At 35.3% G+C, this 23,883-nt stretch carries 22 protein-coding genes; all 22 read right to left on the bottom strand.

What is annotated here, in order from left to right; all coding sequences use genetic code 11:
- Positions 1 to 108 precede the first annotated feature (108 nt).
- The 22 genes from DWX57_RS02000 to DWX57_RS01900 all read right to left on the bottom strand — a co-directional run bounded on the left by DWX57_RS02000 (position 109) and on the right by DWX57_RS01900 (position 23,883).
- Positions 109 to 1,353, bottom strand: coding sequence for a DGQHR domain-containing protein (locus DWX57_RS02000; RefSeq protein WP_120122944.1), 1,245 nt, complete (start codon positions 1,351 to 1,353; stop codon positions 109 to 111).
- Positions 1,354 to 1,364: 11 nt separating this feature from the next.
- Positions 1,365 to 1,913 (bottom strand): GIY-YIG nuclease family protein, encoded by a 549-nt coding sequence (locus DWX57_RS01995; protein WP_120122943.1) that lies wholly within the window; start codon positions 1,911 to 1,913, stop codon positions 1,365 to 1,367.
- Positions 1,913 to 2,821, bottom strand: a complete 909-nt coding sequence (locus DWX57_RS01990; protein WP_120122942.1) for a phospholipase D-like domain-containing protein — start codon at positions 2,819 to 2,821, stop codon at positions 1,913 to 1,915. The genes DWX57_RS01995 and DWX57_RS01990 overlap by 1 nt, the downstream gene beginning before the upstream one ends.
- An 8-nt stretch (positions 2,822 to 2,829) precedes the next feature.
- Positions 2,830 to 4,626 (bottom strand): ATP-binding protein, encoded by a 1,797-nt coding sequence (locus DWX57_RS01985; RefSeq protein WP_120122941.1) that lies wholly within the window; start codon positions 4,624 to 4,626, stop codon positions 2,830 to 2,832.
- A gap of 9 nt (positions 4,627 to 4,635) precedes the next feature.
- Positions 4,636 to 6,369 carry a DEAD/DEAH box helicase gene (locus tag DWX57_RS01980; RefSeq protein WP_120122940.1) on the bottom strand — a complete coding sequence of 578 codons (1,734 nt, stop codon included), beginning with the start codon at positions 6,367 to 6,369 and terminating at the stop codon, positions 4,636 to 4,638.
- Entirely contained in the window at positions 6,362 to 7,504 is a 1,143-nt protein-coding gene (locus DWX57_RS01975; RefSeq protein WP_120122939.1) for an aminotransferase class V-fold PLP-dependent enzyme, read from the bottom strand. Before DWX57_RS01975 ends, DWX57_RS01980 begins: the two co-directional genes overlap by 8 nt.
- Before the next feature lie 11 nt (positions 7,505 to 7,515).
- Positions 7,516 to 11,097 (bottom strand): hypothetical protein, encoded by a 3,582-nt coding sequence (locus tag DWX57_RS01970; protein ID WP_120122938.1) that lies wholly within the window; start codon positions 11,095 to 11,097, stop codon positions 7,516 to 7,518.
- Positions 11,098 to 11,105: 8 nt separating this feature from the next.
- Positions 11,106 to 11,966, bottom strand: coding sequence for a DUF4007 family protein (locus tag DWX57_RS01965; protein ID WP_120122937.1), 861 nt, complete (start codon positions 11,964 to 11,966; stop codon positions 11,106 to 11,108).
- Between the two features lies 1 nt (position 11,967).
- Positions 11,968 to 13,698: a phosphoadenosine phosphosulfate reductase domain-containing protein gene (locus DWX57_RS01960; RefSeq protein ID WP_243106143.1), complete on the bottom strand. Its 1,731-nt coding sequence runs from the start codon at positions 13,696 to 13,698 to the stop codon at positions 11,968 to 11,970.
- A gap of 385 nt (positions 13,699 to 14,083) precedes the next feature.
- On the bottom strand, positions 14,084 to 14,563 hold the full coding sequence (locus tag DWX57_RS01955; protein ID WP_120122936.1) for a hypothetical protein: 480 nt from the start codon (positions 14,561 to 14,563) through the stop codon (positions 14,084 to 14,086).
- Between the two features lie 99 nt (positions 14,564 to 14,662).
- Entirely contained in the window at positions 14,663 to 14,974 is a 312-nt protein-coding gene (locus tag DWX57_RS01950; RefSeq protein WP_120123140.1) for an HIRAN domain-containing protein, read from the bottom strand.
- A gap of 13 nt (positions 14,975 to 14,987) precedes the next feature.
- Positions 14,988 to 15,302 carry a hypothetical protein gene (locus DWX57_RS01945; protein ID WP_120122935.1) on the bottom strand — a complete coding sequence of 105 codons (315 nt, stop codon included), beginning with the start codon at positions 15,300 to 15,302 and terminating at the stop codon, positions 14,988 to 14,990.
- 472 nt (positions 15,303 to 15,774) lie between these two features.
- On the bottom strand, positions 15,775 to 17,256 hold the full coding sequence (locus DWX57_RS01940; RefSeq protein WP_120122934.1) for an RNA-binding domain-containing protein: 1,482 nt from the start codon (positions 17,254 to 17,256) through the stop codon (positions 15,775 to 15,777).
- A complete protein-coding gene (locus DWX57_RS14025) occupies positions 17,234 to 17,389 on the bottom strand; it encodes a hypothetical protein (RefSeq protein WP_158547569.1) in 156 nt (51 codons plus the stop codon). Before DWX57_RS14025 ends, DWX57_RS01940 begins: the two co-directional genes overlap by 23 nt.
- A gap of 523 nt (positions 17,390 to 17,912) precedes the next feature.
- Positions 17,913 to 18,329 (bottom strand): PIN domain-containing protein, encoded by a 417-nt coding sequence (locus tag DWX57_RS01935; RefSeq protein WP_118016637.1) that lies wholly within the window; start codon positions 18,327 to 18,329, stop codon positions 17,913 to 17,915.
- Positions 18,319 to 18,543 (bottom strand): UDP-N-acetylenolpyruvoylglucosamine reductase, encoded by a 225-nt coding sequence (locus DWX57_RS01930; RefSeq protein WP_118016638.1) that lies wholly within the window; start codon positions 18,541 to 18,543, stop codon positions 18,319 to 18,321. The genes DWX57_RS01935 and DWX57_RS01930 overlap by 11 nt, the downstream gene beginning before the upstream one ends.
- 287 nt (positions 18,544 to 18,830) lie before the next feature.
- Positions 18,831 to 19,559, bottom strand: coding sequence for a site-specific integrase (locus tag DWX57_RS01925; protein ID WP_118016639.1), 729 nt, complete (start codon positions 19,557 to 19,559; stop codon positions 18,831 to 18,833).
- Positions 19,560 to 20,000: 441 nt separating this feature from the next.
- Positions 20,001 to 20,399 carry a winged helix-turn-helix domain-containing protein gene (locus DWX57_RS01920; RefSeq protein WP_015514508.1) on the bottom strand — a complete coding sequence of 133 codons (399 nt, stop codon included), beginning with the start codon at positions 20,397 to 20,399 and terminating at the stop codon, positions 20,001 to 20,003.
- Between the two features lie 65 nt (positions 20,400 to 20,464).
- Entirely contained in the window at positions 20,465 to 21,421 is a 957-nt protein-coding gene (locus DWX57_RS01915) for a D-alanyl-D-alanine carboxypeptidase family protein (protein WP_012744280.1), read from the bottom strand.
- A gap of 43 nt (positions 21,422 to 21,464) precedes the next feature.
- A complete protein-coding gene (locus DWX57_RS01910; protein WP_015514509.1) occupies positions 21,465 to 21,968 on the bottom strand; it encodes a hypothetical protein in 504 nt (167 codons plus the stop codon).
- Between the two features lie 27 nt (positions 21,969 to 21,995).
- Positions 21,996 to 23,180 (bottom strand): ABC transporter permease, encoded by a 1,185-nt coding sequence (locus DWX57_RS01905; RefSeq protein WP_120123139.1) that lies wholly within the window; start codon positions 23,178 to 23,180, stop codon positions 21,996 to 21,998.
- Positions 23,170 to 23,883, bottom strand: a complete 714-nt coding sequence (locus DWX57_RS01900; RefSeq protein WP_004853372.1) for an ABC transporter ATP-binding protein — start codon at positions 23,881 to 23,883, stop codon at positions 23,170 to 23,172. Before DWX57_RS01900 ends, DWX57_RS01905 begins: the two co-directional genes overlap by 11 nt.

Below are 23,883 nucleotides of genomic sequence, written 5' to 3'. Positions count from 1 at the left end.
TTCACCGTACCCAATTTTTATTATAGCTGTAAAACCTACAATGAATATTTAAATTAACCTACACATATTAATATTCTACATACAAAAGTTAGATTACGTATCAGTTTCTTAATGTATTTTATTTAGAATAACCCTTGCCTTATCTTCTGAAATTTTAAGTATTTTTGCATATTCAACAAAAAGCTTATTTTTTTCTTCACAACTTAATAAATCCTCATCCACCATATATAGTAATAAATATCTAATAATAGTGTGTGAACCTCCACTAATCATTTTTGTTCCATCCCACAAAAACCCTAACCAGGGGCTTTTGTCCAAATTAAGAGAAACCTTATCTAGATATCCAAAAGCTTCCGCAAAAGAACATTCTCTCTTTTGGCTTATTATAGTTGCAGCCTTAAAAATCTCTAAAATAGCCATTGGCCTAAATACAATATTACCACCTTTTGAATTTCTATATTCATTTGCAGGGTTCTCTTCTTCACTCATAGAAAATTGACTTACCGATGACATATTTTCCATAAACGCCTGCATAATATCAAATATATATTTCCTAATACCTGCTATTTCTTCATCATTAGGTCTATATAATTTATATTCTGCATACTTTTTACCAGTAAGTTGAAGTTTTTGCTGTACAAGCCAATCAACAACCTCGTAAAGTGCAATTAAAGATGTTATCGCCTTTCCATTAGATGCAGGAATTTGCTTTCCTTTAATATTAACAACTCGATTACCAGAAAACAAAGGATTATCTTGAATCAACTCTCTCGTAATTATAGAACAAACATCATCTTCGTCTAATACTATATTTTCATTTTTACCAACAGCCCTATTTCGTCGATTTAAAGTTGAAAACAATTTTCTTGTTTTCTTTCTACCATCCTCACTCTGCTGATGTGCAATAACAATAACTGGAATTTGTTCCATTGACAAATTAGGTTGTTTCTTCAAAGCCTCAATAATGCCCCTGACCCTATGTTGACCATCTACAGGGAATATTGTTGTTTTTGTCGGATCAAATTTTTCCATAGTGTTTGCTTCTATCTCCAAAAATCCGACGTTAGTGTACTCTTTTTGTTCTTCTGGAAATTCAACTTCAAACCATTGAGGATCTCCATCATAAACAGCCAAAATCAATGCATTAAAAAACCGTTCGTCATCTTTTAATATATAATTTGTGATACTTTCGTAATTATCTGTGATTGCCCTTTGCAATAAATCATCCAAACATTGTGCCTGATATATTTCATTTATTGACGGAATAACATTATTTGCAATTTGCTCAAAAGTCATTATTCCTGAATAATAAGTCCATTGACCTATTTTCCCTCTAATTGCAGGTATTTTCATAATCAATCTCCTTAATTGAATGCACGAGTAGCCCTCTTTACCGACTCAACCCTTACATCAGAATTACATCTAGGTTTTCCATATGCAGCAATAAGCCTATCTTCCAACGCTGTTATAACATCATTTGTCGAGTCTATTGCAAGATAATGTACATGCACATAGTCTCCCCATTTGACAAAAAGTCTATGCAATCTATCCCTATCATAATTACTTCCAATCTGTTTTTGATAAGATTTCACACGTACTCTAAGATTCTCATTTTGTGTTTTTGAAGCTTTCCCAATGTACATAACGTAACAACCAATACTTGGTATTATATTTGGTTCAATTGAATATATGTATATTCCTCCATATGCATTAGTAATATTAGCCAAACTATCTGAAAATTTGCCATTCTCTATTAACTTTTCTTCTTTCCAATTTGAAAAGTCAACACCTGGCAAATCATCAATTTTAAATTTACTCCATAATTCAGGAGATAAAGTATATGTTTCTTGAAAAGCTTCTAAATCCGTTTGTAACGGAGCAAAAATATCCATATCATAAATACTCGTACTCATTATATCATCTTCCTCACTAAAGTAACTCTCTGTGAAAAATTAGGTCTATCTATAACAATCTCTTCCATTTCAAGTTCATCTATTAGTCTCAATAAATTTGCCAGCATTTGCTTGATGTCTCTTCTGTAAGGCTTGGGATCTGAGACGACTGTATTGTGAAGCTTTTCAGACAATTCTCCAAAATACATACAATCTCCGCACTCTCTTAATGTATTAATAAGCCATATGTATACATTACTCCACCTAAATTTTTCTTTCAGCTTTTTCTTATTCCCATCAAAATTTACATCAAGAAACTGAAAATATTCACCCACTTTAAGTTCAAAATCTCCTGGAATTTCATAGGAAAACAGAGTATAAATCTGAGAATTGAATAAATCCATTATTGAGTTATCCCAACTATATACATCTGTTATTGCTGCTTTTTTCACCAAATCAAACTGTTTCTTTAAATTAAGAAAAATAGCTTCATCAACTAATATCGCATCATTAAACAAATTTCCTATTTTTTCAATATCTTGAGGTTCAACGTCTACAAATGCAGCCATTTCCACATTCCCCGATTCTCCAATATTTAATCCAGAATTAGTTACATTTGCACTCCCCACTAGACATCTCTTGTTATCAACGATATATGTCTTAGCATGTAGGTCAAATCTTAAATAAACCTTCCAACCATGCTCAATTCCATATCTCAGTATTTCAAAGTCAGTGCTACCTTTCAGTATATCATCTAGTCGAAAACGTACCAGCAGCCTTTTTTCATGTACTTCTGTATTTATTTCTGAATCTAAGTACCTAAACGTTTTTTCTTTGCAATACGCAGTTATTATTTGAACTGAATTTGTTGCTTTATGTAGTTCTTTTACTACAGAATCCATAATTTCATTAGAAAATAAAATTGCCATATCTTCACCTACTTATTATTTCTAGGATTCAACTGTTCTGAAATATAACTATTTAATCTGTTATACCACGCAGTCATAAGTCGATCATTCTCAACTGACTGATATGTATCAGTTTTTCTAACTGACTGAATCAAAGATGCCAAAAATAATTCAAATGTAGTTTTCACTTCGGCATTAGGGTATATCTTACTCAAAAATGATGTGTATAATTTATGACTTGTGTTAATTGTTATTACAGTTGTTGTAAGAACTGCCTTATAATCAAAAGCTGGACTTCTCTCGCCTTTATCAGCATATACAAAGTTTACAGAATTGTTGATAAATGCTGTTCCTTGCTCATCTGTGGGATTTTCATAACCAATTTTTTCTAATTCCTCTTTACCTGTTTCTGCAACTAATTCTGGAGATGTTTCTCCATCTTCTTTTTCTTCGTCATCTATATCAATTATAGCAGGATCATGTTCTACTGTATTTATGATATCTGTACTTGGACTCTGCGTCTCTTCAAATGTTCTAGTATTGTGACGTGTTTCCTGATTTTGAGCATACATAGCCTTAATTGTAGAAATAATTGTATCAGCTAGCTGATCCCAAATTGGTGGAACATCTATTTCATCAGGATCAAGATCGGTTACATCAGTTTTCTTTAACTCTACATACTGCTTATTATTTGCAACGCCAAACACTTCATCAAGTTCTGGATCAAAAATAATTTCACATCCCCACCATCTATGCTGTGGCTCATTAATAACATTATAGAAATCAAATCTTCTAAAATCAATTTCTCTCCTTGCTCTAATTACAGAAATCCCCTCCATTTTAGCAGCATGTTTTCCCAATGCATAATCTCCAGGATTTAATCCTTTTGGAATAGCTGTCTCATCATAGAACTTATCCTTTACAATTGAAAAGCGCACTAAAACTGACCCATCTGCCCTATTACCATTTCTATCAATATACTTAATTGGAATATTTACTTCTCCAGTTCCTGCTCCCTTTGCTGTATATAATTCGAAAGGAGCCTCTATCCCGTCTTCCTGTCCTGGCTTATAAATCTTCTTAGGTTCATCAGCTTTGCAGAGAACACAATTATCTTCCATTAAAAATAAAGGATCGTTCGGAGCCACATCAACTGCTACATCCGGGTTTTCATCACATACAATTTTAATACTGCATACTCTATCATGAATAAAATAACGGAACTTTTGTCCCAAACTAAATTCCAATCTCTCTGTCAATGGCCCACGGGTTTTTGGATTTACTCTGTCACACTTCTTCCAAATTACTAATGTACCTGATTTGGAAAAATCATACTGTTCAAATACAGTCTGATAATTTATATAGGAAGCATATGGCGCTGGAAGAGGCTTTAATTCCGGATCCTCAATTTCCGTCTGATCACCATTTTTTATCTTGTTAATATCAAGATAAACCTTTTGAGCATTCTCAATTCCATTCTGCCAAGAATACACTTCTATTTCAGGACAAGCGTATAAAGATGCTTGTGGCAACCCAACACCAAATCTTCCCATTCCTTTCCGTGCTTGTCTAGTAGACGAACCAATACCAAGACAATTTGCCAGTATATTTGTTGCCATACCATCTCCATTATCTAAAAAACCAATTTCTGTAACAACCTTTCTACCCGATAGTGCAATCCCCTCTCTTAAAATAACAAATATATTTTTAGCATTTGCCTCTATCGAATTATCAATAATTTCCGATACAGCGCTTTCGATATTCTTGTAACCTGTATTTCTAAGGGCATCTCCCATATTTTTAATATCTACAATACTTGCTCCCATATGTACCTCCTAAATTCTCCAATAATCATTAAAATGTGAAAATGCTGTTTCGTTGTCAAATGCTTGTAAGTTATCATCAATATCTATCAAATCGCACTCTTCATTGCCACCCATCAATGGTCCTCTTAACCCCCTACCTAACATCTGACTGTACAAAATAATTGACTTTGTTGGTCTAGTTATGAACACACATTTTATATTTTTTGAATCAAAACCTGTTGTAAGAACTTCATAATTAATAATAATATCTACCCCAGAATTTCTATCTTTAAACATATCAATTGCATGTTTTCTATCTATTGAATCCATTTCTCCCAATACTAAGCTATTGGGTATATCCTCAAGTGTTAACATTGCTGCTAACATCTTTGCATGATCAACTGAACAAGCAAATACTATTGTTGGTTTCTTATCAAGATTCAACTGTCTTAGCTGGGCCATAATCGCAAGATTACGTTCTTTATTTCTAGCCAACACCTTTAGCTGTTCATCTGTATATTCCTTATCGTCATATCCCATATCTATTAATGCGCTACTAAGTGTTTTTAAATCTTCTTCTGAGAACTCCGTCTTATATGTAAGTTTCTTGGGATTCATTTTTGCTAAAATTCTACGTTCTTGGAAGTACTTAATTATGTTATTTTCTGCCACTGTGTTGAGAGCCTTCAATCGACCTAGATTGATCTGATTTAATATATTTGAATCAATATAAATAAGCTTATTCCCAAACATATTAGTTAGCATATTATTATCATACGAATCTTCTGTAGTTCGACCTGGCGTCGCCGTAAGTCCTATCAAAGCCCTATTTTCATATCCAGCCGGCATCCTCATTAATCCCTCAATGACTTTTTGAGTCTGTTTAGCGGCTGCTTTATGAGCTTCATCGAAAACAACTAATCTACAAGCTCTTTTTAGTCTTTCATATAGCTCAGGATTAGAATCCGCTATCGACATAATTTTCGATAATCCACAAAAAACTATACCATTTAATGGTCTATCTATATCCCCTATCGTCTTTGTTCCCCACAACTTATATGCAGTAATTTTCCCATCACCTAAATGCTGCCACACTGATTCAAAAGTATCATATGCCTGCTGTAATAGCTCAGTTGTATGAGCTACCCAAATCACTATTCCTTTCTTTTCCAAAGTAAAATTAATGTAATTTGTAATAATGTGCATAGCTGTTTTTGTTTTTCCTGTACCAGTAGGCATATGTACAAGCATTCTTTCCAATAAATGACCAGAATTCAAATTATTCAATACCCTTTGTTTAATGTAATACTGATAATCTAGTAATTCATAAAATTGATCATCTGGAGCGAAAATTTCATTTTCAATTACAGTCGTATCTACTGGCTTATCTAACACCGATTCTGGTACATCCCACATCTTTAATAAATAAGCTGTCACTGCATTTTTGCCCCACGGTTTATTTGCAATAATCTCAATTAACGTCAATGGATTACTCTCATTACGTTCACGACCAACTAAGCATGCATCTCGTATTTTTAAAATATCAGATTCATTCATACTCTGAAGTAAATTTTTACGAAATTGCCTGTTTTTTAGAATAGAAGTTCCATATGATGAATTAATCATACTTATCATCTTTTGTTTGGTTAAAAGAGTCTCTCCTTTTGGCATCCATTCTACCAACAGATCCACTATATCTTCTCCTAGATATCCTCGTAAATCAGATTGACTAAAATTAACCATATAATCCCTATAATTACTCATCTACTATCTCCTTTAAAGCTTTTATCAGAATGTCAATCTCATCTTTTGTAGTAAATTGGCTTATTCCTATTCTTACAGTTCCTAGTGACGAAGCATCTTTTAAATATTTGTGTATATACGGAGCACAATGATAACCTGTTCTAACAGCAATGTCAAAATCCTCATCTAATATTGTACCTATATCCTCTGAATTAAATCCTTCAATCAAAATAGAAACAATTCCAACATGTTTTTCTAAGTTTGATGGAAGAAATAGCTTTACTTCCCTAATTGAACCTAACTGTTCAATTAAATAAGAAGTCATTTCATATTCTCGATTAAAATTAACCTTTTGATCAAGACATTCAAGTGCCGCATTTAACCCCGCTATTGCAACAATATTTGGACTCGATGATTCATATCTCGCTTCATTCCCCAATGGCATTTCAAGATTAAGAGAATCGCTACCCGTTCCTCCTGTGATAAAAGTGTTTAATTGAACTGCTGACACATTAATAAATCCTCCTATTCCAAAAGGACCATACAATGTTTTATGTCCTGCAAATCCAATCAAATCCACGTCCATTAAATCAGCCCTGACCTCTATCAGTCCTAACGACTGAGCTGAATCTAACACATTAATACTTCCATGTTTTTTGGACTCTCTAAATATCTCCTCAACTGGAAGAATATATCCAGTAACATTGCTCACATGTGTACAAAATACTGCTTCTGGCTTATCTTTTGAGAATTCATATTTCATCTTCTCTATATCAATTTCCAGACTATCATCAAGCGGAAGTTCCTTGATAACTAATTTTTGCCGCTTTGATAGACCATATAAACTTCTTGCAACAGCATTATGTTCATATGGTGATACATATACAACTGCTTTCTGCCTTAAACCAAGTCCATTAACAATTTGGTTCATAGCTATTGTTATAGATGGAGAAAGTACAACAGCTGTTGAAGCATCAACATGCACTAGCAATCTTAATCTAGTTTTTAAGTCAGAAATCAACCTACTTGCCGACTGTGCAAGTTTATAAGACCCTCTTCCTGCATTTACTGCCCCAGCTCTATTTATCTTATCCATTGCCACATACACGCTTTCCGGCTTTGGAAAGGTTGTCGCTGCATTATCTAGATAAATCATAACACATCCCCTCACTTAATTATTTTCTCAATCATTTCAAGAAGAATTGAAACCCGATCATTTACACTCAAATCGTCATATTCTTCCAATGTATCTTCAATAATATTTCTTAGCACGCTACCAGCGCTCTCATCAGCATGACTATACAATCTACTTATTTTATCTCCATTTCTGCCAACAAATGAAAGTTCAAGCTCTCCTGTAGATACGCCATCATAAACCGATTCAATTTCATTTTTTACACTTTCTAACGCTTCTACAAATTCCTCAATTGAACCGCTATTCCAATTTTCAATATAAACATCTGTAACAGCTTTTACTACCCTGCCTACAACATCCTCATTGCTATAAACATCAAGGCTTTCTATACACGACATAAAGTTTGTCATTCTACCATCATAAAGTCCCTGTTTTGAACGCTTGCTTTGTTTGTCATACCATTCTTTTAGCGTATGATATAAATCCTGTTTTCTTTTTGGATCCCAAACATCATAAATTGCTGAAATTGCTTGTTGCTCAATCCAGCTAAAGTAATCGTCAAAATAAGTTTTGCATTCATCCAATATTATATAGGTATTTTCCAATGAATCAGTACCAAAATCGTCTGGGAAATTTACAAACAGGATTTCAAAAGGATTGTAATCAACCTTTTGCATTGCTCTCTTAATTTCTTTTATCGCTCTTACTGTAGATTCATCTGAAACATATTGCTCTAGATTTATTGTGTTCCTTGTTGCCTGTGGTAACGCTCTGAACCATCTCTGCATACAAATAATTATGTTTTTTATTCTATTGGAGGATAAATTTCTATTTTCTTCCACCTGAAAAAGAGAATTTAGCTCGGCAATATACTTTTCCTTCTGAAGATCCTCCCTTGACACATACATAGAGTAATCTTCTGAATGTTCACACATATTTACTACAATTTCTGGTGTGATTTGAAGTTCTTTATCTGCAAAGTAAACAATTATATCTTCTCTTCTATTTGCCAAAACATATGATACATAAAAAGCTATTAATCCGACTCGCATACCATACGGTTCACTAATTAAGTTTTTCACTAAATTATATATGGAAACCTTTTTGTCGCAGCATGAATCCACAAAATTATTTACTTCATCAAGAATTCTATTTATATTTTCTTTTGGATTGCTTTCTTTTACCCCTGTTACTGTAAATAGAGATCTGTAAATTGTTGCCTCCTGACTTGAACCTGTATAAAAGTCTGGTGTATCAGTATGAGAAAGAATGGCCTGAATTATGTTTATTCTAGTTTTTTTTGTTTGCGCCGTTCCAATTACAGCTCTATTAACCATCTCATTGTTTACTTCTGGAGCAAATGGATAAAGTACCGAACAGCATTCATTAACTGCTATCTCTTCATTTCCTGATTTTGCATTCTTAATTTTTTTGCCATCAAAGTAAAGAACCCGGGTCTCCGAATCGCCCTCATACACTATGTTCAAAAGCGTCTCTAATTCCAAAGAAAGATCATCTAGCAATAGCGGTATTTCCTTTTTTAATATTTCATTATTGTTTGTAAATAAAGAATCATCTCTTATATCTCGAATGATTTCATATTGCTTTAGTTGTTTTTGTGCCTTCAGTCCCTTTTTAGGACACACTACAACTAATCTTTTATCCGCCAATTTAAGAAGATGCTTATTAACTAATTCCTGCCTAACTCCGCAAAAACTAAACAAAGTAATAACCTTACCGTCTAATGTATCCTCACCTATTAATGCATCTGCTGAATCAATGTTCAAAAAATCTTCTACACCCATAAACTCATTTGTAAAATAACGAGTCATTGTTTTTTCAGTATTATATTTTCTTGGAACAATAAAATACTTTCCTGTAACTTCTAGTAAAGCCTTAGCATAATTTATGTTTTCCCCTTTTAGTTCACCACGCCTGCGCATCTCTGCTCTCAACTCTGAGCCAGCCCTGGTTTTAAAAATATATGTGTCCGTGGATCCTTTTCTATATATATATTCTTTATCTTTCAGCTCATTTATAGCCTGATCTGCATCATCAGCATGTACAGACAATTTAAGATAAGTTCTAGTTGCCGGAATTTCTTCTTCTTTATTTACAATCAAAATAATCGCTAATGCCTTAACTATTTTCCTCTGATCGACATTTTCGCACTTATCAAGTGCATACTCCGCACTCAGCCAAATATTATGTATATATTCATTTGCGACTTCTTTTTTAAACAATGAACTGAAATAATCATAAATCAAATCAGCTCCGATACTCCACTCCATGTTTCCAGTATGTTCCATCACAAATCTTGCCATACTATGAGGTTCATCATTAGATATAAAAGTAAAAAGTGTTCTCTCATTCTGCGCTACTTTCTCACTTATATTCAACAATAGATACGCAGCAATCGGATTTAAAGGATAGCAGCCTTCAAAAATTATATTTCTAAACTCGTTTTCCAAAAAGTTACTTCTAAACGCAGGTAAAGACCAATACGCAGAAAATTTATCATCACCTAAATATTTATCAACATACGGAATTAACTCAAGTTTTTTTCCATCTTTAACTATAGCATTCTTTATTAATTCATAGTTATTTTTTGATGAAGTGACAAAATATTTTTCAATTATTCTTCCCTCAATTCCAGTAAATGAATTAATTAGATCCTGAGAAAGATATTTTCCATATTCTTTGATGCTCTTATGAGCAACCATTGTAAAGAAAATCTTTGCATCTCTAGAATCTGCAGCCAATTCACACATCTCCTGAAGCAACTTCATATTTGCTCCAGTTGAATTGCCATTCTGGCTCTCAATAAATTTACTAAACTCATCAAAAACAATATAAATTCCTCCAAATCCATAATCTTCAACAAGTTTTTCACCAGTACTCTTGTAAAGCGGAAGAACATCGGAAATTGCCATAGGATTAAACTCACTTCCAGCGGTCACTTTCGGATAAATATCTTTGAAAATATCTAACGAATCTTTTGAAAACAATCTTAAGCCAGCCTTTAAGCCAGACATACTTATTCCTTTTTGTACGATTTCTTTTTCAAAGTAATCATATGTATCGAGATAGTTTTGTTTCCATTCTTCAATTCTATCTAAAGCTATAGAGTAATATGTATCAGGTACTAAGTTATCCAATTTCTCACGTTTAAGAGCATCATTCAATCCGTAAAGAAATGCCTGATTTAAATCTCCTGTTGTATCAGTTATTAACACAGGTAGGAATCTTTTATTTTTCCATATCCTATCAATCTTTCCAGAAACAATCTTGCCAACTTCATCAACATTTTTCACTTTATTTATTAGTTCTTTAATAATTTCATCGTTTTCTTTTGTACGCTCCATTGATAATACTGCTAAAAGTACTAACAATAGATGTGACTTACCCTTTCCATAAGGTCCCACTAACAAGGTTGCCTGCTCCTTATTTTCAAGCACTGCATTTAAATAATCCCCCATAAAATTAACAGAAGATTTTGTTGGAATGTATCCAAGTACTTTTTCCGGTTTATTCAGACTTAAATATAAGTTAACAGCTGTCTTAAAACTGCTGTTAAATTTAATAATATCTTTTAATGAATTAAGCTTTTCCATTTTTACACCTACAAATTATTCTTATAAAAATCTTCAATAACTATTAATGGATCTAATTTCTGCACTGGATAAATCATATCCAAACCTGCTGTTCTGTCCACTCGAATATATCCAGCTGCATCTAATCTATCAAAATAATCACTAGCCATTACTGCGGTCATATTAAATGCTTTGTTCAATCCGCACTCTCCAAACACCATATCTTCAATAGAAATTCCATCTTCTCCTAGCATCCTCAATGCAAGTTCATAAAGAACTATCTCTTCTGGAAACTGAGTTTTATTTGGATGAATTTTTTTATATCTTCCATCCATTTTTTTTATTAATGATAGCTGTGAAAATGGTGATACGCTTTTATCCTCTGGATCATTTTTTTCCTTACTTCGGCTATACATATTCAATAAAACATCAACATCATTACTGAGTGATTTTTCTGAAAATACCGTTTCTGCAGCATACTTCCTTACCTCTCTTAACAATATGCTTTCAATCTCATTTTTCTCCATATCATCAGCATCACATCTATTAAAAAACATGAACCATGTAGTAGCATTCTCTATATTCTTAGAAATATATGAATGCATAATCCAAAGACTAAATATCTTCTCCAAATATGGATCATACTTTGCAACAAGCTTCCCCATCCCAGATAATTCTGTTCCAGCCATATTCGTTAATCCCAATGCGCGCATCCAATATCTAAGAGATTTTACCATATTACTACCAATTCCAAATAAATCGGTGGCATCTTTTCTAGTAAAGGCATCTGTATTATCCGGCAATAACATTAATGCCTTATTAATCCACCCTTCACGTAATGCAAACTTTTCATGTCCCTGTAATTTTATTTTAATTTTTTTAGTTGTCATATTATGTCCTCTTTATTCCTAGAACTTTTCTCATATAACACCCAGCATTAAAATGACCTACACATTCCGTACATCGTTGGCATTTTTTATCATCGATGTTATAAGTTATTTTTCCTGTCCCATTATCCTTAACACTTATTGCATCATATCTACATACACTTTCACAAGCTTTACATCCTAAACACATTTGGTACTTTGTAAGCTGACACTGAATTTTACCTTCTGCAACAGTAAGTGTCTTTGCTCTTGCAATATGAAAGTCTTTAATAATAACTTTCAATTTTGTACTACCAATACGCCCCTGTAATATAAGAACAACCTTTCCCGCATTATTAATTACATATACTTCTCCAAGCCGTTTGTTACCTAATTCTTTATTAATATACCCAAATGGCTTAAACAACTCGTACAATTCTTCTGTTATTGGTCTTTGCAACTCATAATTGAATGCATTATCATCCGTCGCACATGGTTCAAAAGAAACAATTGAAGTTTGTGCTGCTGCCAATCCATTACCACCCTGTCTGGCCTTCCAGCCCCCTTCTGTAACATAATCTTCTGGATCCGGCTTTCCTATTTGCCTAGCAAAATCAACTAATAATTCATGCCAATGTAAATATTGATCATGCATATGAACTTTCGCCAAAAATTCAGACCAACCTCCATTATTAGGGCAACACCAGCAACCAACACGTGTCCATCCTAACCTATACGCCTCATTGAAATCTATGCCCGTCGTTAATATATAAAGCCATACATCATAGTCTATCCAATCTATAATCGGAGATGCTACTGTCTGCTTTGAAATTTTAGGACTTTCACTTTCTCTTTCGTACTTGCTTCTACTAACTGATTCATTATGACGAATTCCCTGAAAACTCAAAATATTTTTTTTATCCTTGAATGCAGATGAAATGGTTTTTTGTATTGCTCCAGTTTTAAAAACAGTACAGCACCATCTCATTACTCTACTCGGTGGGCCTACTACTTTACAAAGATCCTCGAAATTCTTTTCCCTGTTCTTTGCAGTCAAAACTCTTACTCCCCGAGATTCCTCATTCTTATTGAATCGTTTCTTATATTCCAACGTATATGGAAATTCCAGAGTAGTATCACCAAAAACATGAAGAACCTTATTGGTTCCCAACGCTCTATTAACAACATGAGAAGTAACTGTTGAGTCTTTTCCTCCACTAAAAGAAACCATCATATCTTCAATTGCATATTTATCGTGATACTGCTGAACAAAATGTACGGCTTCTTCTGTAATAGAATTATATCTATCAGCATTTGCAGCTATATATTTTTTTACATATTCATTAAAAAATGTATAATCTATTTTTTCTGAAAAAGCATCATATTTTTCTTTTAAATTCTTTATTTCTTCAATTGGTAGTTTGTTTATTTTAGTAACAGAAAGCCGTGCTTTTTTCCCATTAATTATGTAAGCGCCATTTCCAAACCAAACCGATTCTTTTTGATACTTCTTGGGGTCATCTTCCATCAAAAGCGAAATCAGGACATTTTCTTCTGGAAATACTGGTCTCATATCTGTTGCAATATACTTTCCCATTTTGCCACAAATAGGACAAACATTCTCAAAAACAGGAATATTACAATCATCACACCAATATATAGTTGATGACATTTCTGTAGCATGTCCACAATTAGGCTTTATACATTTTTCTCCATTCATAGGTACCCTACACTTAGGGCATATTCTTTCAATCATATATTCTCCAACACACTAATTCATCTTTATACCATAGCAAACTCTCAAAATATTTCAATTGAAGTATTCACAAATACATAGTCCAACAGACTTTGATACTTCCTAATATCTATTCTATTTCGTCATCGTACCAAATACATTTATCTAAACACCTGCTCTGCCATTTAATATGCTACCATAGATATCTATATTTATATATTCTTGTATAGTTACTCTTTATTTCAGTTCTTCAAAATATAGAGTAGAAATGACACAACACCCCATTAGACATTTTAACACAAAGGTTTCAAAATTCCATCATAAATACATAAAAGCATTAAAGTTATTGCCATTATGATTTTTCATATTCCCCCAATCACACAAGTTCCGGATGAAATATAATCTACTAGTCCCAATCTCCATCTCCCTCTTCATAATCATCCTCTATAGCATCGTCCACACCATCAGCGTAATCTGAATCTCTGTTATATCTGTCATCATCATAATCCCCGTCCATGTACACGTCATCATATCCATCATCGTATGACTTGTATGGATTGCCAGATGTATTATTTTTATATGAATTGTTATCCTTCCAGGCTCTGGTAGTAGGTTCTTCCCTTGTAGTAACACTGGTAGTTGCTCTCTCAGTTATCTTTGTCATAACTTCAGTTGTGGCTCTTGTGGTGCTGCTATATGAATTCTTATACGATGGATTTTCATATTGTTTATGTAAAAAGTACACGCTTCCTGATGACCGCTCATTATTGCATCCGGCTTTAGCACACTTTGGTTTACTAACATCTACTATGTTGCCGATAATATATATAATACCTATTATGATCACAACAATCAGGATCTTTCCGCCAAATGAATTGTTCTTCATATAACCCACCTCTCTTTTATAATAGCCATCAAGGCATATTCCTTAGATGGCTATTATAAATAATTAACTACTTCAACATAGAAATATTTATATATCTTTTTATTTACTTGATAGTCCATCATCCGTCACTTCACATATTGCGCTACCATCAAATATAAATACTATCTTCGCCTTAGCTTTTTTGCCGATCTTGTCATAAAGTCTTCCTGCACTCATCGACTTTCCCTTGACTGTATACGAACTGTTTGCCACATAGCCAACCTTGCCAGGGCCTTTGATTTTCACCTGTATTGCTTCCTGAGCATATTCATTATCAGGTTCCTTAACAAGTTTTACCTTCATGCCCTTTTTCATATACTCGTTTCCATAGTAGTGATTACATCCTGCAATCGTAAAATACTTCTTACTCATCATCTTCACCTCACTAATCATCATAATGGTTGAATCCACCAAATAAACCCATATCGCTGTGCCCGGTCTTGTGTCCATGTGAATCGTAATGATTAACACTTCCAAAGATTCCCGGTCTGTTCTCACCTGTCTTATGTCCATGACTGTCATAATGATTATATGAGCCGAAAAGCCCTGGTCTGCTTTCACCTACTTTATGCCCGCTGGCATCATAATTATTCATACCACCGAAAAGGCCCGGCCTGCTCTCGCCTGTCTTATGTCCATGACTATCATAATGATTGATCGTTCCAAATAATCCTCTTGTACTGTAACCATCCTTCTTCATAACTTATGTCTCCTTTCAGATTTGGTAATTTATCACTTAACTGATTTCATTTTCCTGCTTCTGAATACAGATTATCATAAGTCATGTACGGAAATTCTCCCACCGTGATATTGGTGACGTTTCTTTTGTCTCGAAGGGTGTCCCCTGTCATAAGAGTGTCCCTGCTATGAAAATAAAATAACCACCCGGAAGAATCCCAGATGGCTATCTGTAAAAGTTCAAAAATTAAATTATACTTCAAGGACTTTGAAATTTTCTGTTTTATTACATACTTACTAATACCACAATTATATTATTTTCGTTCTTCAAATTTATCATAAACATAATCTACACCAAGCATAGGTATCCGATAAATGATTACTACCAGTCACTAATCGAACACTTTATGTACGATATACGAAGAAAGTGTTCGATAGTGTTCAACAAAGTGTTCATTAGTATTCAATAAAGTGTTCGATAACCATTAGTATCGTCACTGAATTACATATCTAGTTGCTGGTCCGTTTCCAACCTTTTTAATCAAATCTTTTGCAATCATCTTATCAAGCAATTTTCTTGCACCAGTCTTCGACTTATAACCGCCAATATCCGCAGCTTCTTGAGAAGAAATGCTTCCATTACGTCTGATATACTCAAGTATTTTCTCTTCTTTCGTCACTGCAGTTACTTCTGCCTGAATTATGTTTTCTTTTCTTATATCAGCAGCCCTCGGAATATATACTACCTGTCCAACCTCCAGCTTTAATGTAACCCTGTCATTACGCTCCGAAAAATCAAATTCCGGCTTCTTCCAGTTTTGCTCTGCCCATGCAGTCATTATCTTATCGACACCACTTCCGGCGCGCTCACCGACATTAACAAATCCAAACATCTTTAAAATATTAGGATTTCGAGGGTCACTATTGCCTCCGGCATAAAACTCCTCTTTTGTTACCCTGATAGTACCAGGATTTGAAATGCTAAGTTCTTTCCCCTTTTTAACAACAAAAATTCCCCTTCTGCCATAATAATTTGCATGTGACAACGCATTTGCCAGTGCCTCTTCCAATGCATCATGAACATCAACTCTGTCCACTCGGTACCCATCTCTTCTATTTGCAAATGGGACTGCTACCTCATCATCCATTCTGGTACGCACCTTGCAGAAAAAATCGTATATATTGCCACTCCAGTCACCTTCGTTAGAGTGTGTCCGAAACAGCCAACGGACGACTTTATCATTGCATTCTTCACGATAGTCCAAGAAATAATTTGGAAAAATCTCAGTAATATGATAAGCCTCTCCAAAGAATAATAGCCCAGCTATCGTTGGAGACAATGTACCATTCTTATTCTTCGCTGCGGCTCTTAATTTCATAAGGAACTCATCATTTTCAAGAGCATTCCATGGATGCCCACTGTGAAGCTGCTCAAAAACAATTCTATATCCTTTTATAGTATCCTGGTTGAGCACATCCAATCCAAACTCATCCAGTACTTCCAAGTCACCAGATACATCTCTCTGATCTGCGAACATTGCCCGTACTGCCTCTTCTGTACAAAGAAAATCTCCCTCGTAGTCTCTTTTATAAGTACCCCTCATCGGGTCTGTTCCAATATAAACAGGTTTATCATGTCTGTCTGCTGCAGGAATATCAATTCTAAGTACCTTTTTGTCTTCCACCTCGACTACCCGTACATGATGATTCAGTAAAATGTTCTTAGATATCTTATTTCTATCATTTAAAGTGCTCCAGAAATCTTTCTGATATTTAACAATCTGTTTCTCTGTCAATCCTTCAATAGTAAATGAATCTCTGTGCTCCCTAATTCCAAGCAAAATAGTTCCACCATCGGTATTTGCAAAAGAAGAATATGTCTCCCATATGCTCTCAGGAAGCCCACCGATTGCTAACTTACATTCTCTTTCATGATCTTCGACAAGGTTCAATTTATTTAATATTTCCTGTTTCATCTAAATAAGACCTCCTGAACTTTTCTTCCCTGTAAGAAGCTAATTCTGCTTCATCATCAACAACCGATCCTTTTTTTCGCAATTGTTCAAGTCTTGTTAAAGCTTCCTGCCTTTCATCATTAGAATTATCCATACATCTTCCCCTCATATTATGTCGTTTTTCATTCATTAGTCTCATTGGTTATTATATCATATCAACTAATAAAAATGAATTATGGAACAAGTGACAAGCAGAAAAAACACAGCACCATATAGATAACTACCCCTCATCTACATAGTGCTGTGTTCTGATTTTATATTTAATATCTTTCCCGACTAACGCCGTTTAAAAAAACTCCATCTGCATTTTGAAAAACCACCAATTAATCGACACAAAGTCATTAAATTACAGAAAATCACATCATTTTACATACATTTATGATTTTATTGATATGTAACGCATTTGGCTTAAATCCATAGGTTTTATGCGGTCTCACCAGTTCCTACTCCCACTTATAAGGTGTGAGCTGATAAACGTAATAAGAAATACTATTTGTATTTTACTATGCCCCACAAATGGCTATTTTACAGGATTCTCTATATTCTTATCGTCATTTTTCGAAATAAAACCACCATAAAATCTCCATTTTTTCTTTTGAAAATATTTCCTTATACTACTAACACATTTTCAAGAATTCTCCAGGTTCTATTGCCTTCACTTCCGAGGCCGAATAATCAGACACATTTCTTGTTACGATGTACTCAGCACCAAAGCTCTTTGCACATTCCATCTGCAGGCAATCCTCAAAATCAGAAAAATCTTCGTTTTCAAGACCTGACAATAGTTTCGTTTTATCTATCCCCTCTACATCAAACAACGTACATATACTTGATAATATGTCCCGCCTCTCCTTTATTGTGTAATTTTTTCTTAAAATGAAAAACATATTGGGAATTGAATGTGCCGCAATGCATGCCCTGGCCTTCCCATTTGTGCATAATTCAACAATTGTCCTCGCATCATCTGCAAATGGTTCACGTTCAAGGAGATAATCAAGCAATATATTTGTATCAATCAAAATTCTACTTACCATATTTCTCGTCCCTATAAGAAGCTAATTCTGCTGCATCATCAACAACAGTCCCCTTTTTTCGTAACTGCTCAAGTCTTGCAAACGCTTCTTTCCTTTCATCATTAGAATTATCGTATAATCCATTAACTCCCTGCATAATCTGGATTACAAAAATCAACTTGTCTTCTGGTATTTTCTCCAACTCCATCATTGCGCTCTGTCTTAATGCTGTCATAGGTCATACCTCCTTCAATTTTATATTAATACGCTTACAGCATTACATATAAATCAACCATCATAAGTATATTATGTAATAACTGCTAAGCCATCATAGTCTGCATATATTCCGCTTATATTTCTATTATATTTTATGATCTTATCCATTTCAAGTAACCACATATTTTTTACAAACATTATCACACCTTTTATACTTTCTATCAATATCCGACCTATTACCGACACAAACCACACAAAAAAAATAAGCTGACATATATTATAATATATCAACTTATTTTTAAATTATTATACAACCTTAGGATCACCCTTAAACTCTATTATATCAGCAGTCTCCATCATCTTTTCTAAGTATATCTTCTCGGCTATATTATCCCCATCTTCTTCTATTGAATCATATAGACTCGATATCTTATCCATCTCGCTAACCAAATATTTAGGCATAACTGCTGTATATAGATCCATGGTCATCTGGAGAGTAGCATGTCCAAGATAAGCTTGAACTGTCTTTGGCTGTATACCGGCCTCAAAACACCGAGTAGCAAATGTATGTCTAAAACAATGCGCAGAAAACAGCTCCATTTCAGTCAATGTATCACGCATAAGATTAATCTCGTTTACTATTTTCTTAATAGCGTCACATACAATCTGAGAATTTAAAGGAGTATTGAATTTAGTAGTAAACAAAAAATCCTTGAATTCTTTCTTCACCTTTTTGCTCTTAGGGGCCTTATCAGAGACCACTATCTTTTGCACGTATTGTCTTTTCAACGCCAGTTCACATTGCCTATTGATCGGTATTATTCTTTTACTGGCAGCCGTCTTAGGGTCCTCTATATGGAATTCTTTCTTTGAATCAGAATCATATTGCTGATACACTAAAGTCCGGTTTATAGATATTACTTTTTTATTCATGTCAATATCAGACCACTTCAGTCCAGCAACTCTTCCCAATAAATTTATATGAGGCTTCTGGCATAATGGTGGAAGCCTAACACCATAAATTAACAACACCATATTGAAAAAACACTTGTGTCCTTTAATGTATTAACTGCGAAGAAAAACACAAAAGGAGTATTCACAAGTGGCTTCAGTTAATACATTATGCAAAAGTGTCCTTAATGTCAAGAACACAGTTATAAAAAATTGTAATCTTTACTCTGATAAGAATGGAGTTAAACATATTCGTATCCAAGCAAGACCTAATAAATGGCACGAGAACGACTGCCCATTCTGCCATAAATCATGCCCTGTTTATGATAAACATTCCAGTAGTATAATGCCGAGATATTACGAAGATAACTCGTAGAAAATGCAAAGTCCAGTCGCAAGTTTAGACACGATATTGCTCTTAACAGTCGTATAAAATCAACATTTGCAGGGATTTATCAAATTCCGACATACCGTCTTAGAAAATGAATAATCCCTCGCAATTCATTATGAACTACGAGGGACTGCTTACTGACTGTTAAAGCGGTAGCCGATCTCACGAACACTATCTATGGAAAAGTGAGAGTTTGTATCACAAAGTTTTTTACGAAGATTCCGAATGTGAAAGCCTACGGTATCCTTTTCATTGCCTGCTGATATTTCGCCCCACACCTTATCATAAATCTGCTCGTATGTAAGAACACGACCTTTATTGGCTGCGAGCAAGCAGAGTATATCGTACTCTTTGACGGTCAGTTCAATTTCCTGACCGTTATTGATAACTCTGCGCCGGCTCAAATTGATTTCTAAGCCGGAAAGGGATAATGTCGGCTCATATGAAATCTCTAATTTTTCAAAATCAGGGTGCTGTTTTACAAAAGCCAGCATATCGTCAAAGGCTGTTGAGTCTTGTGCTTTGAACTCCATTATTACGATTCGTCCGATATTATCACCCCCCTTGGTTAGTTTTTTTGTCTTGGACAACATAAGATTTATTGCGTGAGATAATACGATTCATCAATCGTTTTCAGAATAAAATTCACATCGTCATAACGAGAGGAATCGGACTGAGAGCCTAAACTGCATATCAAAAACTCTTTTCCGTGCTGCTGATAAAGCACAATCAAGTTATAGTCGTCAGACAGAGAGCCAGTCTTAATTCCGCATACATTTTCGTTGTAATATTCGGATGTCGGATCAAGGAAGGCGTTTGTATTCTGCCATATTTGTGTACTGCCATCAGGCAGTGTTGCCGTATAAGTGTTTTGAGATACAATTTCTCTAAACCACGAGTATTCCAACAACCGATATACTACTTCTTTCAAATCTAAAGTGGTGGTAAGTGCCTCCATATCAAAACCACTCGGATCATATAAAACTGTGTCTAAGTACCCCTGCTGTTGCAAATGCAGGTTTAAGTTCTCCATGAAAATCCTCACACGCTCTTGACAGCTTTCTGCTTGCGGCGAAAGTAATCCTCCACAATAATCAGCAACCACATAAGCTGCGTCATTCCCTGACGGTACTAACATTGCCGCAAATAGATTGTGTAAAAAGTATTCTTTTTCCTTGATTTGAGCAACAGACGAGCCAGGTTTCGTGAGTGAAATAGCACCATAGTCTGCAACAACGATACTATCAAGGTCTGCTAAAGTTGACGCATACTCAATAACAAACAGCTTGGCTAAACTTGCAGGAATTTGTGGCTCGTTCTCGTTTTTTGAAACAAATATTTCATCATCAGAACAATCCACCAAAATCAGCGATTTTGCATTATAAGAGTCAGGAAAATCTTCTTTGTAGAGAAAACCATTTATTTTATTCTTTACCTCTCTGAAATTTTCCGGCTGCATTGCCCACGGCACAAACATTATACCTATGCCGATACAAACTACAAGCAAAAACAAAAATACTCCAAATCGTTTTTTCTTACGGCGTTTTCTCTGCATATATGTGCTCACCTCCCAACACCAAAACTCCTATGTGCCATTTTTAATCGGCATAATTTGCCTGAATACACTCTGTAAATCCAGACGGATCTCCCAACTTAGCTTTATCAATATTATCACGAAGATATTTGCGTGTGGCGTCATCACAGCGATCTGTTCCCATATAAGGCATATCAAAGGCTTTTTCGAGTTCAGCTAAGGCTTTTGCCGCCCTTTCCGAATCCGTATTGTAAGTATCAAGCCATTCCTGCATCCAAGAATATTCCCAAAGGTTAGATGCTCTTGTATCGCCATATCCTATCTGAAAAGACGCTCCCGTATCTTCGCCTTCCAAAGCATCAGGCGGCGTAAAGCCCTCCGGCCAATTCAAACTCTCAATGGTCGTTAGGTATTCTTCTTCAATGGTAGCAAAGTCCGTGAAACCTCTTGTGTTTGTGTCGGAGTCCGAAGAAGTGGAGCAGCCTGCCAGCATAATCACCAGCAAAGAAATCATAACACACAATAACAGTCTGTACGGTCTTTCGGATTTTGAGATTGTTCGTTTCATTTTGTTTCCTCCTTGAATTGAGTTTTATTATCTAAGAGCCAATGCAGGCTCTAATTTTGCTGCTTTCAATGCTGGTAATAATCCGCCCAATAATGCTGTAAGCACAGACACAGCAACTGCAACAACAGCAACGCTGATTGGATAACTCGGTGTTCCCACCGGGGAATCCACAGGGAGCAACGCTCCAATACAATGCACCAAAATCAGCGAAATCAAAATAGCTGCAAAGCAAACGAATATTGATAAAATCAACTGTGAGCCTAAAACCAATGCCACAATATTTGTTCGTGAAGCACCTATCGCTCTGCGGATCAGCAACTCATGTGTGCGCTGTTCCAATGAAGATAGTCCGATATTGATCTGCCCTAATACGGAAACAAACAGCAACAAAAGCGAAGTAACCAAAAGCCCTAATTGCAGTATGGACAATACCGAATCATAGGTATCTCCAATATCACTCCGCCCAGCACTTTCCCAGTAACCGCCAATGGTATCAGTCAAAATGTCGCCAAGGGCAGAATGTATCTGTTCGATTGTCAGTCCTGTTGTGGGATGCCAATACACATTTGCATTTTGTACTTGCCACATTGCTGGTGCGAAATTGAGGATCGCCGCAGAATCCGCATAGATAGTCGGAAAATCCCTGCCATCGTTTACTACTCCGACAATATTGAATGGGGTTAACGAAAGTGTGCTTTTTACATTTCCTGCAGCATAGGGCGAATCATTAAAATAGTTTTTAGCTTCTTTGTTTATGACCACTTCAAGCGATCCGCCCTCACTCGAAGGCTCTAACCGTCTACCGGATGTCATTGGAAGATTATAGACTTGACTATATGCCTCCGTGGTGCAAACTAAATCAAAAGCCATCAGGTTTTGGTAAACATCATTCGGCGGTATTGGCGTTAAATCTTTCATTGGTGCAAATCGAATATCTTCTCCCATAGAAAAAGTAACAGCGGCTACATCATCAATGGCTTCAAATCTCTGGAATAATTGTTCCATTTTATTTCTATCGTGAAAATCGGATTCCGTTATCACGAATGAGTAAGTAGGTGACCAGCCATATACCTGTGCGTTTACGGAAATCAAATACTCCCGTCCAAGCGTACCAACTAATACCGATCCAAGCATTGCGATAATGCCTACAAGCATTGAAACACTTGTCAGAATACTTCTAAGTGGAGACAGACGAAGGTCTTTAAGTATCATTTTTAGCACAAGTTATCCTCCCTCCATCCATTTCAAAAATCGTATCACAGGTATCTGCAATATCAGGATCGTGCGTAACCAACAGCAGCATAATTCCATTTTCTTTTACGACGCTGTGCAACAGTTCCATAATCTGCGTTCCCGTCTTTTTATCCAACGCTCCCGTAGGCTCATCACATAAAATGGCTTCCGGAGATACTGCAAGCGCCCTTGCGATTGCAACTCTTTGTTGTTCACCGCCGGACAAATTGATTGGGTAATCATTTTCCTTGCTTTCTAAGCCGACACTTTTTAGCAAGCCTGTAATTATCTCGTGACGCTGTTTGGCGGTAAACGACTTTTTGGCATAGAGTAGGGGTAATTCGATATTTTCCCATACCCGCAAGTGCTTAATCAGAGAGTAGTTCTGAAATACAAATCCGATATTATTGGCTCGCAGTATAGACAGATCACGGTCTTTCAAAGCAGAAATAGATATACCATCATAAAGGTACTCGCCCTCATATTCCCGATTTAACAAGCCAATAATGGATATAAGGCTTGTTTTGCCTGAGCCGGACTTTCCGACAATGGCATAACTGCGCCCTCGTTGCAATTCCATATTAGCGTTGGTTACTGTTGTCAGCATATCGCCATTATTCAATTTGACGCTTGCTTTCAAATCCTTTATTTTGATTAAAGTCTTTTCGGAAATTCCTTTCAT

This window comes from Coprococcus sp. AF19-8AC (assembly GCF_003603115.1).
Classification (GTDB): domain Bacteria; phylum Bacillota; class Clostridia; order Lachnospirales; family Lachnospiraceae; genus Coprococcus; species Coprococcus aceti.
The sequence above is the reverse complement of the archived record's forward strand: the minus strand, read 5'-3'. Positions and strand labels throughout refer to the sequence as shown.